Origin of the sequence: Neoroseomonas terrae (genome assembly GCF_018129025.1) — a bacterium.
In the GTDB taxonomy this organism is placed as follows: domain Bacteria; phylum Pseudomonadota; class Alphaproteobacteria; order Acetobacterales; family Acetobacteraceae; genus Neoroseomonas; species Neoroseomonas terrae.
Genome location: NZ_JAAEDI010000016.1, coordinates 104,084 through 118,611, shown reverse-complemented (window position 1 = coordinate 118,611; position 14,528 = coordinate 104,084). Strand labels below are relative to the sequence as shown.

Below are 14,528 nucleotides of genomic sequence, written 5' to 3'. Positions count from 1 at the left end.
GGTGGCTGTCACTCCGCCGCGATGGCCGGGCACTCGGCCCGCGCCTGGATGTAGGCATGGATCTGGTCGGCGGCGTCGCGCCCGTCGCGGATGCCCCAGACGACCAGCGAGGCGCCGCGCACGATGTCGCCGGCGGCAAACACGCCGGGCAGCGCCGTCATCATCGTGCGGTGATCCACCTTCAGCGTGCCCCAGCGCGTCACGCCGAGCTCGGGCTCACCGAAGGCGGCCGGCAGATCCTCGGGATCGAAGCCGAGCGCCTTGATGACGAGGTCCGCCTTCAGGTCGAACAGCGCACCCGCGATCGGCTCCACCTGCTGGCGGCCGGTCGCGTCCGGCAGGCCGAGATGCATGCGCTGCGCGCGCACCGCCTCCACGGCCGTCCCGCCGAGAAACGCCTCGGGCGCCGCCAGCCATTCGAAGATCACGCCCTCTTCCTCGGCGTTCTTCACCTCGCGCATCGAGCCCGGCATGTTCGCCTTGTCGCGGCGATAGAGGCAGGTGACGGAAGCCGCACCTTGCCGCACCGCGGTGCGCACGCAATCCATCGCGGTGTCGCCGCCGCCGACGACCACGACATGCCGGCCCTCGGCATTCAGCGCGCCGCCCTCGAACTCGGGCACGGCATCGCCCAGGCCCTTGCGGTTCGCGGCGATCAGATAGTCCAGCGCGGCGACCACACCCGGCAGCTCCGCGCCGGGATTGGCGATGTCGCGCGCCTTGTAGACGCCGGTCGCGACCAGCACCGCATCATGCTTGTTGCGCAGCTCGCCAAGCGTGACATCGCGGCCCACCGCGACATTCAGGCTGAACTCGATGCCGCCATCCTCGTACTGCTTTTGGCGGCGGAGCACGACGTCCTTCTCCAGCTTGAAGTTCGGGATGCCGTAGATCATCAGCCCGCCGGCGCGGTCATGCCGGTCATAGACCGTGACCTGGTACCCCATGACGCGCAGCCGCTCGGCCGCCGCCATGCCGGCGGGGCCCGCGCCGATGATGCCGACCGACTGGCCACGTTCCATCGCCGGCTTCGGCGGCTTGACCCAGCCGCGTTCCCAGGCGGTGTCGGTGATGTACTTCTCGACCGCGCCGATGGTGACGGAATCGAAGCCCTTCTCGATGACGCAATTGCCTTCGCAGAGCCGGTCCTGCGGGCAGACGCGGCCGCAAATCTCGGGAAAGGTGTTGGTCGCGGCGGCGATCTCGTAGGCCTCTTCCAGACGGCCCTCGGCCGTCAGCTTCAGCCAGTCCGGGATATTGTTGTTCAGCGGGCAATGCACCTGGCAGAACGGCACGCCGCATTGCGAGCAGCGCGAGGCCTGGGTCGCGGCGGCTTCCTGCGCAAAGGGGCGGTACACCTCTTCCCAGTCGGCACGGCGCTCCCCGGCATCGCGCTTGTCGGGCTGCCGCTGCTGCAGGCGCACGAACTGGAGCATTTTCTCGGCCATGCGAACCCCCGCGGCGGCATCGGTATTGCTAGGTCGCGTTCAGGGACCACCCGAACGAGCCGGCGCGCGTGGGGCATTAACCCAATGCAAGGGCGCCGGCTTCGGTCACATACGGCATGAATAGAGCCGACGCGAGTCCTTTCCGAGCCGATAAGGCAGCTTTTATGTCCTAATTTTCTCCGAAATGCCGCACAGCTGATTGCGAGAGGCTCGCAATATCGGATTTTATGTCCGAATCGGCCTTACCTTCACAGCGGCACCGCCTGGCGCACCCCGCCGCGCCGGAATCGCGCCAGATAGGCCGGCACCACGGCCTCCACAGCCTTGGGCTGGATCCCGAGTGCGCCGAGGTCATCCGCCGCCGTCACCACATTGTCCCGCCGCAGCATGATCAGCTGGTCGCGCGTCAGCGGCGGGGTCGGCAGCCATTCCCCGAGCCGCGCCTGCAGCGACACGAGCCATTCGGGCAGCGCCACCAGCCGCCGGCGGCGATGCGTATGCTCGAGCACGAATTCCAGCACCTCCCGCATCGTCATCACGCGGGGCCCGCCGAGTTCGAAGATCCGGCCGGCCGTATCGTCCCGCTCGATCGCCGCCATCACCGCGTCCGCCACGTCGCCGACATGGACGGGCTGGAAGCGAGTCCCGCCCTCCACCACGGGCATGAACGGCAGTGCCGCCGCCAGCGCGCCGAAGCGGTTGAAGAACTGGTCGTCCGGCCCGAACACCAGTGAGGGCCGCAAGATCGTCGCGCCAGGGAAGGCGGCGAGCACCGCTGCCTCGCCCTCCCCCTTGCTGCGCGCGTACCGGCTCTCTGCTGCCGGGTCCGCGCCGATCGCCGAGACATGCACCAGGCGCGACACGCCCGCCGCGGCTGCGAGCCGCGCGATGCGGCCGGCGCCCTCCGCCTGGATACGCCCGAAGTCGCCCGGCCGCCGTTCGAACAGGATGCCCACGAGGTTCACCACGATCGACGCCCCCGCCACGGCGCGCGCCACCGATCCCTCATCCGTCACCGAGGCGGAGACCGGCACCACCTGCGCGACGTCCCCCTGTGTGCGCAGGCGGTGTGCCCGTTCCGTATCGCGCCCGGCAATGCGGACGACATGGCCCTGCCGCGCGAGGCGCTGCACCACGTGCCGGCCGATGAACCCAGCGCCGCCGAACACCGTCGCCACCTGCCGCATCATCACCCTACCCCTCGCCCGCCTGTGTCGCCCTCATATGGGGCAGGGACGGGGGAACCAAGCCGGCGGCGCAGCGGCCGCGGAACGGTCACGAAAGCTGGCGCAATTCCGATCGGGGACGCTTGACGGCCCGCCGGACCGCGGGTAATTCCCCGGCCCTCGCCGCAAGGCGCCGGCCTCCTTGCCCAGGTGGCGGAATTGGTAGACGCGCTGGCTTCAGGTGCCAGTGACCGCAAGGTTGTGAAGGTTCGAGTCCTTTCCTGGGCACCAAGCACTTGAATTGCCTTTCGAATCAACGGTTTGGTTAGCGTTTTCGTCCCACTCAGCCGTTGCACCGGCTGGTGGGACTTTTTGTTGGGCGGCAGCCGCCCCCGCGAGGCGGCCAAACGCCGTTTCCGCCCGCGTCCGTTGAGAGGCGGCGCGCGTGTAGTGCACCACCTCCTTCGAGGTCCGATGGCCCGTGATGGCCATGATTTCGAGTTCCGTGGCGCCGGTCTCAGCCAGGCGCGCGGCCGTCGCCTTGCGCAGGCCATGCGCGGAGCAGTGCGGTAGGCCGGCCTCGTTGCACCATTTGCGGAACATGTTGCCGAACGACTCGGCAGAGAAATTCCCGCCGGTGCGGGTCGACAGGAACGTCAGCCCCGCTGACGGTGTCGCATCGATGATCGCCTGTAGCTCCGGCCGAACAGGTATCGTCAGATGGACCGGCTTGCGCTTTCGGTTCTTTTGCTGCGTGAAGGACAGCCACCGGTCCTTCACATGCTGCCGGCCGAACAGCACCACGTCGCTACGGCGCTGGGCGGTGTAGAGAAGCAGCGCGAGCGCTAGGCGCGGCTTCGTGCCGATGGGATGGCGCGCCTCGAACTGCGCGACCTCGTCCATCGTCCATGAATGGAACCCGTCGGGGTTCTTGCTGGGCAACAGTGGCACCGCAGCGGCCGGGTTGGCGCTCACCAGCTGCCGACGCACCCCGGCCTTGTAGACGGCCCGCAGCGCCTTCAGGAGGCCGTTGAACGCCTCCGGCCGATCGGCCAGGGCGTCGCTGATGTCCCACAGCGCCTTGGCCGTCAGAGAGGCCGCAGGGTTGGTCCCGTTCTTCGCCCGGAAGCGGTCGAGGATCTGACGGCGGACGCGTTGCCCGCGCTCGTCCAGGCCCTTGTACTCGGCCGTGCCGAAGTAGGCGACGCACAGCGCGTCGATGGAGCCAGAACGCACCTCGCCGATCGGCAGGGGCTTCGCCTTGCGCGACACTGGCCCATGCATGGCGGCGCGATATTCGGCTTCAAAGGCGTCGGTGCCAGGCGTCTCGGTCAGGCGCACCTTTGGCCGGCCGGGCACGCGCAGGTAGGTCCGCACGTTCCCATGGCGGTCCTTGTCCTGCACGACATGCTTCCACCGGCGGGGCTTCGTGATCATGGCGCTACCCAGGATACGGACGCAGGAACCTCCCGCATTTCTGCGGTAGCTTTCCGGTCCTCGAACCAGCGGTCCAAGGCCTCGCGGTCCCAGGCCTCAACACTACCCACCAGGGGGACCGGCTTCGGGAAGGTCGGATCTTCCTTGCGCGCCTTGTCGAGCATGGAGCCGGACAGCCCGAGGTACTCGGCTGCATCCTCGCGGCGCAGGCCGCGCCCCCAGCGGGTCCGGACGGAGCGATCACCCATCGCCGCCCTCCCGCGTCATCTCATTCGCCCAAGCATCCAGCGCGGTGCGCTGATAGATCACATCGCGCCCGCACTTCTGGAACGCCGGCCCACCGCCGACGGAGACGCACCGCATCTTCGCCAGCGTCTTCGGCGTGCGCCGGATGGCCCACACGGCGGCGAGGTAGCGCGAGGCGTCAGGCGGGCTCAGGCGTGCCGAGAAGCCCAGCGCAGCCGGCACCGGCGCGCCACGGGGCACGGCAGGGGTGGCAGGCGCGCGCGGGGTGGCGGGTGCGGTCACGGGGCGCGGTTATCAGTTGGCCTTCGCCGTGGCCGGCACGCCGTCGTCATCGGGGGACTTCTCGCCTCCGCTGGGCTCCTCGTCAGCCTCCGCGCCGGCCTCCGGCCAGTTTGCCCACAACTGTACCGCCCTGTGGAATGGCGCCATGATTGCCGACATAGGAAAGACGATCCGCGGCCCGCGTTCAGCGGCGACCGTGATGGACATCTTCTCCGTCGCGTTGTCGTTCCAAGTGATGACACGGCCATCGTCACGGACAGTCCAGACCAGTACGCCGCCGTCGCTATCGAAAGCGATGCGCACATCTGCATGTGTGCGGTCTTTGGTGCCGTCGGCCTTCTTCGCGTTGCCGATGACCCAATAGACGGACTCGACCACTTCCCACGCCGCAGCGGGCGCCATGCGCAGGGTGGTGTTCAGCTGCCACAGAACATTGATACCGACGACGTCCTTGAGAGCGAACAGAAGGCGGCCGGTGCGATGCTTCGTCCCGAGCCGGCCGTCCTTGTCCCTCTGCAGGAGGGTGCGCAGCCAAGCGCTCTCCGTACCGACCACAGTCAGCACTTCAGCGAAGGTGAACGTGGGCTCGGCCCAGGGGAGTGTTTTGCTCATGCCTTCGCGTTTAGCAAACGCTTACGATTCGTGTAAACGACTATTGTGCAAGCGAGCGCGAAAAGGGCCGGGTCTCCCCGGCCCCCCTTTTCACCACTGCGGCGGCGGTTCGGGCTTGTCGCCGGGCTTGGGACGCTCCGGCCAGCGGAAGGGGCGGGTCACCGGGCGTAATCCGCGAGGGTGACGTGACGGATGCGGCGGAAGCACCGGACCCGGCGCGGGACCGGCTGCAGACTTGCCTCCTCCCCGTCGTCCTCGTCCGTCTCCGGCTCCATGTCCGGGTCGCCGTCCACGGCGTCGAGCAGGTCCACCAGATGCGCGACCAGGGCCTCGATGCGCTGGCGGCGACGGCGGGACAGGTGGAAGCGGGGGCGGGTCATGCCGGCACCCCGCCGTCTGGCAAGCCGCCCGTCGCCACCCACGCTGCTTCCCAGGCCACGCAGGCGGCGTGCGCCTCGTCCAGGCAATCGGCGAGCTGGAGGTAGAGCATTCCGCTACCCATCGTCGCCGCAGCGTCTTTCTGCGCGAAGAACTCCGTGAGGAACTCGAGGCGGGTGCGCAACTCGTTCACCGGCCCCTCGATCGGACCGAGAAGATCCAGGCGCGTGCCGCCGGTGAGAGTGATAGTGTTAGGCTCAGCCATAGTCGCGGTCTCCCGGATCGCGGTTTGGTCAGGCCGGGTTGTGTGTTCCAGCACACAGTCCGGCCGAACTCGCCGTAGCGAATGTGACTACAATCTGCTAGATTCGACGCCGGCCGTCAACTAGTTTGTAGTCAAAGGTGCCCCATGGCAGACGTCTATCCCACGAGTGTCCGCTTGTCGGCTGAGGTGAAGGCAGCCGTAGAGCGCGCGGCGAAGGCCGATGACCGCTCGGTCTCGAACTTGGTCGAGCGTGTCCTGCGCGAATGGCTGGTAAGGCACGGCCATTTGAAGCTGGAGCGCTCCAAGCCATGAACGGGCGCGCCTTCTGGCAGTACGTGGCTTGCCTATTCGTGGCCGCTGCTCTCGTCGCGTGGGCGATCATTCGCTGAGGGATGCGCGTTCAGTCGGCCGGCAGCCATACGAGGAACGTGATAACCGCACTCCATCCATCACGGGCGACTTGCCCCTTCGCAGCTTCGAACTCGCGGCGGCTATGAGCCAGCATCGACATACGGGCCGATAGATCGCTGGCTCGAATGACGCCTTTGAGCCGCTGGTCGAGCATGGGTGGTGCGTGGTTGATGCGCACGCCATAGAACGATGGATTTGGGGGGAGGGTCTCCGGCGGCGTCATGGCTGGTGACCGTGCTTTCAGGATGAACTTCGGTTTACTCGTAGCGCGGTGGCGAAAATTTGGTTGCGCCGGGGCATCTCGCTGAGGTGCCATCGTCTTGCACGTTCCCGGCATCGCGAACGCTATGCGGAATCGGTCGCGCGCGCCGCACCCCAACGGCGGGCTTTCTTTTGCCGACAGCAGGCCGCGCCCGGCTGCTGTGGCACGCGCTGCCGAAAGGGTCCCCCGCGCTTTGCGGGATCACTCTGTCGCGACACTCGTTTAACCGCTTTCAATCTCATCACGTCTGGCCGCTATTCACCCAGGTCAGTGACACCCCTCGGCGCTAGGACAATCAATGCCGACGATATCGGAGCTTGAGCTTGAGCTCCTGCGCCACGAAGAAGCTCTCTTGCGACAAATCACAGGCGGCGAAGACACGCCGATCCATCATAGGGCGCTTGCTAACGTTCAAAGCCTTTTGGCGCTTCTCGAAGCAGATAGGCGTTGAACGGCTCGCCGACTAAGCGGAGGAAAGCGCTTTACCGGCGCTGCTGAGCAACGGCGTCTGACGAGGGCATCGGTATGGTGGACTCACTTGTCGCGTACGAGCAACATGCTCGCGTGATCCGCGAGATGCTTCAGCGACAGATGGAGGTCGTCGCGGCTGAAGATGATGTGGAAGCTGCGTTGGAGGCACGAGACTTCCTCGCGGAAATCCTCCGTCTTCTAAAACTTGCCGAGGGCTATGGTACTGGTGAACGAAAGCGGCAGGCTGCGAGTCGACGTAGGTAGCACCTAACCTCTGCGCCGCCCTACCCCGCCACCACCTCCGGCCCGGGCGTCGGAACCATGGCGAATCGCCTCTCGGTTGCGTTATTCTTGGTGCGTAACGCAACAAGGGTTCGCAAACATGGACTTTTCACCGGGCGACGTCTTCAAGCTGAAGTCAGGTGGCCCTCCCATGACCGTGACGCACATCAACAACGGCATTGGCGGCGTTCTCGTGAGCTGCGCCTTTTTCGACGGAGCGCAGAAGCGGCAGGACGAAGCCTTTCAACCGGAGGCCCTGAAGAAGGTCCCTGCCTGACTGAGGCAGGGCCTTCCCGCTCCCCCGTGCTACCCTCTCGCCAACAGGGAGGCACCAATCGTGGAAACCCCGTTGGAAGTGTGCGAGCGCCATGTGGCGGAGGGGCATGTGCGGATCCGACGCCAGCTCGATCTGATCTATGCGCTGGAGAAGGCCGGCAACGTCGGCATGCTGCATCAGGCGCGGCTCGTCCTCGGGGAAGTGATGGGTTTCCAGCGCGCGGCGGAGGAGCAGCTAGAGCGGGAAAGGCTGCGCAAGGCGGAGTAATACCTCAGATCCTCCGGCCCTACTGCACGCCCCTTCATCGTTGCCGCAACATGTGACGCGACGGCAGCCGCGCGCGTCGTAGAGTGCCGACGTTCGATCGCTAGTGAACGTGATGTTTCACGGTATCAAACTAACCCGCCAGAGATGACTGGCGGGTTTTCTTTGTGCCGATGCAGAGTCATGCGCGCACCTTGTCGGCATATCGTCGAATAGAGTCGACACCGGGACGGAAAGCGCGCCCCGTGCCGTTGGCTCCGTCCTCGCATAGTGCCTCGCCGGCTTGGCCCAACCCACATCACCCGCGGAGAACCGCGATGGGGCATAGTGCCTACTGGATTCGCGTCGGCTGCATATTGGGTGCCCTTCTCGCCGCCGTCTTTATTCTGCTGCGGTAGCCACCACCTCCAGCGCCGACCTACCTCTCCCCCTTCACCACGCTGAACCGCGCCCGGCGGGCGTCGGTGGGCGGCGCGACTGTATCTTCGGCGAGAAGCCGGCGAAGCAGCTCCTTTGCCTCCGGGTCGCCGCCCAGCTTCGAGAGAGTGTTCCGCAGGGCGCTGGTGAAGCTGCCATACGCCTCCGACGTGCCGAGGAAGTCCCGTGCCGTCGAGATGACGCCGGGCGCCGCTCCCGCGAACCCTTCGAGGTCACCAGCACGGCGGTACTTGTCCAGCACCGCGACGCCAGAGGCCTATCGCGCGCCGCTCGTCGTGCCGGAGGACTACCCATAGAGGAGCTCCTGCATTCGGCCCGATGTGTTGCCCGCCGCGGTGCTGTTCACTTGCTTGCGCTGAAGCGCGCTCCCTGCGACCGACAGCGTCTATGTAGCGGCGACCCAGGAGTCGGTGGCCACCATCTTCAACAGAATTCCGTTAGGCGGGGGCTGAAAGCGGAGAAATGTAACGGGTAGTACGCACGTCTGCGTGCGATGCATCTGCGGGCCAATAATGCGTGTATGCTGAACGGTCAGTCTCCGGAGGCCGCCATCATGAGCGCGCCACTCGAAATCAGAACCATCGGTCCTGAAGGCAAACTGCTCCAGATCAGCGACGGAAAGCGCTTCGGCCATCTGGAAATCGGCTCTACTGCCCCGATATCGGTGGTGCGCCTCGAACGATTGGAGCACCCCGAAGTCAGTGGCTATTTGCGGCGCTGGCTGTTGGAGAATGGGTCGCGGAAGGGCGATCTGCTTCCCCCGCGGATTGATTGGCAAACCGTCGTCACGGAGGTGTTGGCGGCGCGCGGGCCTTAGCTTCCTGCTTCGCCTCGTCATGGATCTGCCGAACCTCCCGCAACGCGTCCGCAAGTTAGCCTGATCGGCATCGGGGCGGCGCTCCCGACGGCGCCCGCCTGACCGGCGCTAGGTACTACCCAGACGCGAGGAGCGCCATGAACGACCGACGATTCTGGATTGCAGTGGTTTTGGTCGCAGCCATGACCGTAATTCTTGTCGGTTACTTTCCAGGAAGGTAGCGGCAAGCGGCACTGACGTCGGGGAGGTCAGGCCGGCCTCTCCATTTTTGCGAACAGAACGGAGGATCCGGTGGCGCTGATCGAAGAAGCGTTCGTGCTGATCCAGGCTAGTGCTGCCTCCGGTAACAGAGTTGATGTGGAGCAGGTATCTGAGACAATCCTGGCCGCTTGGAAGACCCGCGCGGCAGGTTTGGGGTTCGGCTCATCGGACAATCAACTCGGATCGGCGATAGCCGCTCTGCAGCAACGGGTGTGGGATCTGGAAAACGAGTATCGGAGTGACGCCACCCGCCTAACAGCGGATGGCCACCATCAAGCTGCGGCCGCGGCCATGCAGATCGCAGATGCTCTGGATGGTTTCAGCGCCGTCCGCAAGCGCCAGTAGCGCGAAGCATCGCCTGCACTGTCTCGAGAGATCCCTGACGAGGAGGGCAAGAAAAAAGGGCACGGCTGTCGCCTGCATCATAAGCGTCGATGACTTCTCCGTGGTGTGAGGGAGATGCGCAAACTATTCGGAGCCACGGCGCGTTCCATATGGTGATCGCTAGCGCCTTGGGTGGTTGAGACGAACGGGCGCTGGTCGCCACAGTCTCTTCGCAGCAGCAGTGTCCAGCGATCGATCCCCACATCCCAGACGGGCGGCGCATAACTGAGCCGTCGCGCCGAAGGAAACCGTCATGAACTTCTTGATCGATCAGGTGCGCGAGCATATGGCCGTTGTCGACATCAATGGTCTCCACGTTGGGACCGTCGATCGCGTCGAGGGTCCCCGGATCAAGCTTACTCGTAGCGACAGCCCGGATCCAACGGAGGCCGGCGACTCCCATATCGCGCTGAGTTTGGTGCGCAGTGTCGATGACGACACGGTGCGGCTCACGGTTTCCGCGTTAGCGCTCGCTGAAGCGAGCAAAGGGCTCGACGACGAGGGGCCTGAAGACGACGACACTGTGCGTATGACCCCCGCGCCTGTGAATGGCGGCTCACCCGACATTGATGAGGAGGACGAGCGATCCGTTCCGTTGGGGCGTTAGCGCTGCGCAGTATGGGATGCTGTGAAATGCCGATCCAACATCCGGAACGCACAACCAAGGAGGCGGGAATGCCGCACAAGATACACCCGTCTTCATCAGGCCTCGTCAGCTACATATCCAAGCATCGTTTCAGCCTAATGATGGCAGCGTGCGCGCTCGTGTTCAGTGTCATGATGGTGGTCATCTACTCTACTGTTGGCTTCGCACCTGTCACAGACAGCCACAACGCTTCTACCGCGCCGTAGAAGACTCCACCGGGGTCTCGCCCCTGCCCGTGCGCTCATGGCTTCTCGCGCGAAGACGGATACATTCCGGCGACGGGTCTTCTAGCCACATCATTTGGCCGCGGCCCCCTGCGGCCAGGGTGGCCCGGTTGTTCGCTAGCACCGCAGCGCGCCGCCCGCCGTCAGCAGGTCGTCGCAGAGGCACGCGACGTGGTTGTCTGCTCCACCCGCGTGCCGGCCGCTACCACGCCTTCGCCGGAGCGCGCCATGCTGGCGTTGGCGGCTTCCACCTGCTGCGCGCCGCGCTGGTACTGCGACGCGTCGAGGCCGGCCTGCACGATCGAGCGAGTTACCTGGTCCATCTTCTCACCTCACACGAACAGAAAGCCATCAGGGCGCGCGCCGTCGCGGTCGTAGACCGACAGCGTCACCTCGTTCGCCAGCGCCCGCCCGATCGCCATCGCGACCGCCGCGGCACCGTCGATCTTCCCGTCAGCCTTGCTCTTGCTGAATTTCACGTTGCCCGCGGCATCCATCTCGATACGGATGTTGCCCATGTTCCAGCGCAGGATCGGGTCGCCGCCGGCGTGGAACTGCCGACCGAGGATCGCGCGCTCGATTTCCTTGCAGGGTGCCGACATGGACGCGAAGCCCTGCCCGAACGTCGCCACCGGCAAGCCGCGATCCTGCAAGCGGTTCAGGAAGCCCGTGGCGCCCCACCGATCGACCGCGATCTCTCGCACCGCGACCTCGCCGGCGAGGTCGACCAAGTCCGCGATGATGCGGTCCTGATCGATGCTGTTGCCGTCCGTCACCACCAGGCGGCCCGACGCCTCAAACTCGGCATAGGGCAGGTTGTCGGCGCAGCGGCGGCGGAACTGCTCGCGGGGGCAATACTGCCGGCCCCACACCAGCCATCCCCCCTCGCCATCCGACGCCACCGCGTACACCGCAGCGAGGTCGGAGACGCTTGCCAGATCCACGCCGACAAAGACGTCGCGCCCCGCCAGGTCGCCGAGCTCGACGGGCCGCGCCTTGTCGCCCTCGTCGTACACCGCCAGGTCAACCCACGTCGCCGTCGCCGAATCGCCCCAGATATTGAGGTACAGCCGGCGGAACATCTCGCGCTGCGACGGAATTTCCTTGGCCTGCCGCGCGGTGATCCGCATCTCCTCGAGGCTTCGGAAGCCCGCGGCCATGGCCGGGTTCACCGCCATCCACACGGCCTCGTCTTCCCAGTCGCAGTTGTGCGGTGCCTGATAGAGAACGGGCAGGAATGTCTCGTCGACAACGTCGCCGCGCTCAACCTTCAGAGCATAGTCGTAGAGGTCCCAGGCGAGATTTCCGCGCCCCACGCCGGCCGTGGTGGTGACGATTGTCAGCGGGGCCAGCCGCTTGCCCATGGAGGTAATCAGCACCTCCCACAGCTCGCGCGACGGCCACGCATGCACCTCGTCGGCGAGCAGCAGCGACACCGCGAGGCCGTGCTTCGAGAACGCCTCGTGCGACAGGGCCTTGTACGTGCTCTCACTGCCCGGGTACTCGCTGCGCTCGACGCCGAGGTAGACGTGCAGCCACGTCCCGAGGCGGGGATAGCCGTCCCACTTCAGGCCGGTGAGATAGTCACGCACCGGATGGAAGGCGTTCTCCGCAGCGACGATTTCCACTGCCTGATGCGTCGTGTCTTTGCCGACTGTCTCCAAGCCTTCGCGCTGGAGCATCGCCTGCAGTCGACCGACGTGCACGTCGGTCGCAGGGATGATCACTTCCCGTTCCTTGAACACCGTCGCGCACAACATCTCGTCACGGCGGAAGACACCACGCAGCCGCTCGTCTTCACGCATCGCGATTAGCGCGTTGTGCAGGTTGCCGCGGGCGGTGCCGTCGTTCCCCATATGGCACTTCGCCAACCACGGCGCAGCAGATTCGCGGAGCTTGTCCCATGTCCTCCGCATCTTCTGCTGATTGTTCGCCATGCCGTGCTCGGCGAGCCATGTGGCGGTGCGGGGATCGGCGGCGAGAGCGGCGAGGCCGTTCTCGTAGCTGCCGCCCTCCCGCTTCACCCGGCCCGCGATGCTGTAGACCAGCTTCATCACATCGTCGGCGGTGTGCACCTGCTCGAGGTAGTAGGTGACGCCGCTGCCGACGTCGTGCAGGCGCGGGATGCCGTCCGCGGCGACGGAGACCACCGCGGCTTCCGAGACCGAGGCGCGGAACGGCGTCTCGCAACGCATCGAATCGCCTGCCTTCAACGTCGCGAGCCACGCGCGCAACGCCTTGGTGGTGCCGCGCCGCTCGATCTCCGTGTCGAGGGTGAGCTCGCCCCAAGTCCGCATGGAGACGATGCGGTTCGTCTCGCTGAGCTCGACGCGATGCCCGGTGCGCTCGCGGTACTCGGTGAGCGCCGGCGCGTCCGGCAAGGCGATGCCGGAGATGTCGAGCGCGCCAGCGCCGGCGTTCACCAGCGTGATCCCGGCATCCGCGACGCTGTAGCCCGGCATCTGTACGTCAGGTCGCGCGCAGAAGACGAGCCGGCCGGTATCCCAGACCGACAGGTCGACGACGGTGCGCTGCTGGTGCCCCACCACCTTGCCCGGCTCCGAGCGTGAGTAGCGCGGGGAGGCGAAGGACAGGCCAGCCGTCACCATTGCGATCGTGGTCGCCGCCTTCAGCGTGGCGATGCGCGAGGGAGTGGAGACGCGGAACCAGGCGTGCGTCGGCTCGCCCGGAACGTCCCCATCCTTCACCACCCGCGCACTGCTCCCACGGAGCTCGATGCGCTCGCATGTGGATATGCCGGGGATGATGGCGTCGAGCATCCGGAGGCGCTCGCCGATCGTGAGCCCTTCCCACTCCTCCGGCATGCCGGGCGGGTTGTCGGCGTCGATCAGCATCCACTCACCGTCGACGATGCCGCGCTTCAGGCGCGCGGCGATTCGCTCGCCGTTGATGACGTGAACGCCACCATCCACCTCGCCCACCTTGCCGCCCAGCTTCCGCGCCAGGGTGGCCTCGTCGACGAGCCTGAACAGCTCCGTTCCCGCGCCCATGAAGGCGCCGGGACAGATGACAAGGTTAGACGCCTCGGTCACCTCGGCGAGGATCTCCATCATCGCCGCGGCGTCGGGCACATCGCGAGCGAAGGCCGCGCCCTCTGTCACGGAGGCTACGGCCGCCTTCTCCGGGCCGTTCGGTCCCATGGTGTACCGCTTGCACACCATGGCCGGCTTGAGCGACCGGATGATGGTGACGGGCGCGGTGATGGCGGCCGCGTTCGGGGGCGGTGTGCCGAAGGACATGCCGTCAGCCATGGCGCACCGACACCAGGGCCATGCCCTCAAGATAGCCCGCGACCGCGTGGTCACCTCGCCGGCGGTGCTCGCCGGCCTCGGTCAGGAGGGCGCGAATGGACAGCGATCTCGCTTGCTTCGGTGGGACAGTCGCCGTATGAAACCTAGAGATTCCTTGGGTCTCCGGGTTGTCCCACTTTCCGCCAAGACGCTGATTAGCCTGCCTTGGTAGGCTTCTTTCCTGGGCACCATCCTTTGTCCGCAAGACATCGGATCAGTTGAGACATTCTGGCGCGGCCCGGACGTAACCCCGACCGTACCTCCAGACAGCGGCTGGATTGAGCCAGACGGGTTGCGGCCCAGCCAAGTCCCCGGTCGTTTGCTGACGTGGCTTTTCATCTGCCACCAAGGCGCGCTCCAGCCAGCTTGCTCCGGCATCAGAACGCTCTGCTGCTCGCTCTTCGAGAGCAAGGGCACCGCGGAGCCTCGGCGAGCACTGACGAACGTGCGGAGCTGCTTGCAACGCTCGAAGCGTAACGCTGCGGAAAGTCGATCCTCAAGAACGCCGTCTGCCTGATGCGGGCTGGTTTCATCCCAATGATGAAGCTGCTCCCGAAGGGCAGGAACGATGCCGTGGCTGGCGCGCTGGATCCGAATGGATAACGATGTCTGGGCGGGGCGCCCGCAAGACACCTGGCGATCACGA

17 protein-coding genes, 1 tRNA gene and 1 pseudogene are annotated in these 14,528 nt (G+C 65.9%); 7 read left to right on the top strand and 12 right to left on the bottom strand.

Annotated elements, in window-relative coordinates; genetic code table 11:
- Positions 1-8 precede the first annotated feature (8 nt).
- Positions 9-1,448, bottom strand: coding sequence for an NAD(P)-dependent oxidoreductase (locus GXW78_RS16100; protein ID WP_211869854.1), 1,440 nt, complete (start codon positions 1,446-1,448; stop codon positions 9-11).
- Positions 1,449-1,696: 248 nt separating this feature from the next.
- Positions 1,697-2,641 carry a complex I NDUFA9 subunit family protein gene (locus GXW78_RS16095; RefSeq protein WP_211869853.1) on the bottom strand — a complete coding sequence of 315 codons (945 nt, stop codon included), beginning with the start codon at positions 2,639-2,641 and terminating at the stop codon, positions 1,697-1,699.
- Between the two features lie 177 nt (positions 2,642-2,818).
- Between GXW78_RS16095 and GXW78_RS16090 the strand changes: the two genes are divergently transcribed.
- Positions 2,819-2,905: transfer RNA gene (locus tag GXW78_RS16090), tRNA-Leu, on the top strand.
- Positions 2,906-3,055: 150 nt separating this feature from the next.
- Here the strand turns inward: GXW78_RS16090 and GXW78_RS28655 are convergent.
- The 6 genes and pseudogenes from GXW78_RS28655 to GXW78_RS16060 form a co-directional block, all read right to left on the bottom strand.
- Positions 3,056-3,517: pseudogene (locus GXW78_RS28655) on the bottom strand (tyrosine-type recombinase/integrase); the annotation flags it as partial.
- Positions 3,518-4,047: 530 nt separating this feature from the next.
- The gene (locus GXW78_RS16080) at positions 4,048-4,299 is read right to left on the bottom strand and encodes a helix-turn-helix transcriptional regulator (protein ID WP_211869852.1); all 252 of its coding nucleotides are present in this window, start codon (positions 4,297-4,299) and stop codon (positions 4,048-4,050) included.
- Positions 4,292-4,579, bottom strand: a complete 288-nt coding sequence (locus GXW78_RS16075; protein WP_211869851.1) for a DNA-binding protein — start codon at positions 4,577-4,579, stop codon at positions 4,292-4,294. The genes GXW78_RS16080 and GXW78_RS16075 overlap by 8 nt, the downstream gene beginning before the upstream one ends.
- Positions 4,580-4,591: 12 nt before the next feature.
- Entirely contained in the window at positions 4,592-5,191 is a 600-nt protein-coding gene (locus tag GXW78_RS16070) for a hypothetical protein (protein WP_211869850.1), read from the bottom strand.
- A 158-nt stretch (positions 5,192-5,349) separates the two neighbouring features.
- Positions 5,350-5,571 (bottom strand): hypothetical protein, encoded by a 222-nt coding sequence (locus GXW78_RS16065; protein ID WP_211869849.1) that lies wholly within the window; start codon positions 5,569-5,571, stop codon positions 5,350-5,352.
- Positions 5,568-5,834 carry a hypothetical protein gene (locus tag GXW78_RS16060; protein ID WP_211869848.1) on the bottom strand — a complete coding sequence of 89 codons (267 nt, stop codon included), beginning with the start codon at positions 5,832-5,834 and terminating at the stop codon, positions 5,568-5,570. The genes GXW78_RS16065 and GXW78_RS16060 overlap by 4 nt, the downstream gene beginning before the upstream one ends.
- A 144-nt stretch (positions 5,835-5,978) precedes the next feature.
- Between GXW78_RS16060 and GXW78_RS16055 the strand changes: the two genes are divergently transcribed.
- Positions 5,979-6,146 carry a ribbon-helix-helix protein, CopG family gene (locus GXW78_RS16055; protein ID WP_211869847.1) on the top strand — a complete coding sequence of 56 codons (168 nt, stop codon included), beginning with the start codon at positions 5,979-5,981 and terminating at the stop codon, positions 6,144-6,146.
- An 88-nt stretch (positions 6,147-6,234) separates the two neighbouring features.
- Here GXW78_RS16055 and GXW78_RS16050 read toward each other — a convergent pair whose 3' ends face one another.
- On the bottom strand, positions 6,235-6,468 hold the full coding sequence (locus GXW78_RS16050; RefSeq protein ID WP_211869846.1) for a hypothetical protein: 234 nt from the start codon (positions 6,466-6,468) through the stop codon (positions 6,235-6,237).
- An 892-nt stretch (positions 6,469-7,360) separates the two neighbouring features.
- Here GXW78_RS16050 and GXW78_RS16045 point away from each other — a divergent pair.
- Positions 7,361-7,537: a YodC family protein gene (locus GXW78_RS16045; protein ID WP_211869845.1), complete on the top strand. Its 177-nt coding sequence runs from the start codon at positions 7,361-7,363 to the stop codon at positions 7,535-7,537.
- Between the two features lie 60 nt (positions 7,538-7,597).
- Positions 7,598-7,804, top strand: coding sequence for a hypothetical protein (locus GXW78_RS16040; RefSeq protein ID WP_211869844.1), 207 nt, complete (start codon positions 7,598-7,600; stop codon positions 7,802-7,804).
- Positions 7,805-8,219: 415 nt separating this feature from the next.
- On the opposite strand, the gene GXW78_RS16035 is transcribed toward GXW78_RS16040, so the two are convergent.
- The gene (locus GXW78_RS16035) at positions 8,220-8,480 is read right to left on the bottom strand and encodes a hypothetical protein (RefSeq protein ID WP_211869843.1); all 261 of its coding nucleotides are present in this window, start codon (positions 8,478-8,480) and stop codon (positions 8,220-8,222) included.
- A 312-nt stretch (positions 8,481-8,792) separates the two neighbouring features.
- Between GXW78_RS16035 and GXW78_RS16030 the strand changes: the two genes are divergently transcribed.
- The 3 genes from GXW78_RS16030 to GXW78_RS16020 all read left to right on the top strand — a co-directional run bounded on the left by GXW78_RS16030 (position 8,793) and on the right by GXW78_RS16020 (position 10,308).
- Positions 8,793-9,056, top strand: coding sequence for a hypothetical protein (locus GXW78_RS16030; protein ID WP_211869842.1), 264 nt, complete (start codon positions 8,793-8,795; stop codon positions 9,054-9,056).
- A gap of 291 nt (positions 9,057-9,347) precedes the next feature.
- Positions 9,348-9,662, top strand: a complete 315-nt coding sequence (locus GXW78_RS16025) for a hypothetical protein (RefSeq protein ID WP_211869841.1) — start codon at positions 9,348-9,350, stop codon at positions 9,660-9,662.
- 292 nt (positions 9,663-9,954) lie between these two features.
- Complete coding sequence (locus GXW78_RS16020) at positions 9,955-10,308, top strand: DUF2171 domain-containing protein (RefSeq protein ID WP_211869840.1); 354 nt, start codon at positions 9,955-9,957, stop codon at positions 10,306-10,308.
- Between the two features lie 406 nt (positions 10,309-10,714).
- Here GXW78_RS16020 and GXW78_RS16015 read toward each other — a convergent pair whose 3' ends face one another.
- Entirely contained in the window at positions 10,715-10,894 is a 180-nt protein-coding gene (locus GXW78_RS16015) for a hypothetical protein (RefSeq protein ID WP_211869839.1), read from the bottom strand.
- A gap of 9 nt (positions 10,895-10,903) precedes the next feature.
- Positions 10,904-13,843 (bottom strand): terminase TerL endonuclease subunit, encoded by a 2,940-nt coding sequence (locus GXW78_RS16010; protein WP_211869838.1) that lies wholly within the window; start codon positions 13,841-13,843, stop codon positions 10,904-10,906.
- Positions 13,844-14,528 lie beyond the last annotated feature (685 nt).

Excerpts from the sequence above, each read along its gene's own strand:
- GXW78_RS16100 (WP_211869854.1), bottom strand. The coding sequence starts at position 1,448 with ATGGCCGAGAAAATGCTCCAGTTCGTGCGCCTGCAGCAGCGGCAGCCC.
- GXW78_RS16080 (WP_211869852.1), bottom strand. The coding sequence starts at position 4,299 with ATGGGTGATCGCTCCGTCCGGACCCGCTGGGGGCGCGGCCTGCGCCGC.
- GXW78_RS16070 (WP_211869850.1), bottom strand. The coding sequence starts at position 5,191 with ATGAGCAAAACACTCCCCTGGGCCGAGCCCACGTTCACCTTCGCTGAA.
- GXW78_RS16065 (WP_211869849.1), bottom strand. The coding sequence starts at position 5,571 with ATGACCCGCCCCCGCTTCCACCTGTCCCGCCGTCGCCGCCAGCGCATC.
- GXW78_RS16060 (WP_211869848.1), bottom strand. The coding sequence starts at position 5,834 with ATGGCTGAGCCTAACACTATCACTCTCACCGGCGGCACGCGCCTGGAT.
- GXW78_RS16055 (WP_211869847.1), top strand. The coding sequence starts at position 5,979 with ATGGCAGACGTCTATCCCACGAGTGTCCGCTTGTCGGCTGAGGTGAAG.
- GXW78_RS16050 (WP_211869846.1), bottom strand. The coding sequence starts at position 6,468 with ATGACGCCGCCGGAGACCCTCCCCCCAAATCCATCGTTCTATGGCGTG.
- GXW78_RS16045 (WP_211869845.1), top strand. The coding sequence starts at position 7,361 with ATGGACTTTTCACCGGGCGACGTCTTCAAGCTGAAGTCAGGTGGCCCT.
- GXW78_RS16030 (WP_211869842.1), top strand. The coding sequence starts at position 8,793 with ATGAGCGCGCCACTCGAAATCAGAACCATCGGTCCTGAAGGCAAACTG.
- GXW78_RS16020 (WP_211869840.1), top strand. The coding sequence starts at position 9,955 with ATGAACTTCTTGATCGATCAGGTGCGCGAGCATATGGCCGTTGTCGAC.
- GXW78_RS16015 (WP_211869839.1), bottom strand. The coding sequence starts at position 10,894 with ATGGACCAGGTAACTCGCTCGATCGTGCAGGCCGGCCTCGACGCGTCG.
- GXW78_RS16010 (WP_211869838.1), bottom strand. The coding sequence starts at position 13,843 with ATGGCTGACGGCATGTCCTTCGGCACACCGCCCCCGAACGCGGCCGCC.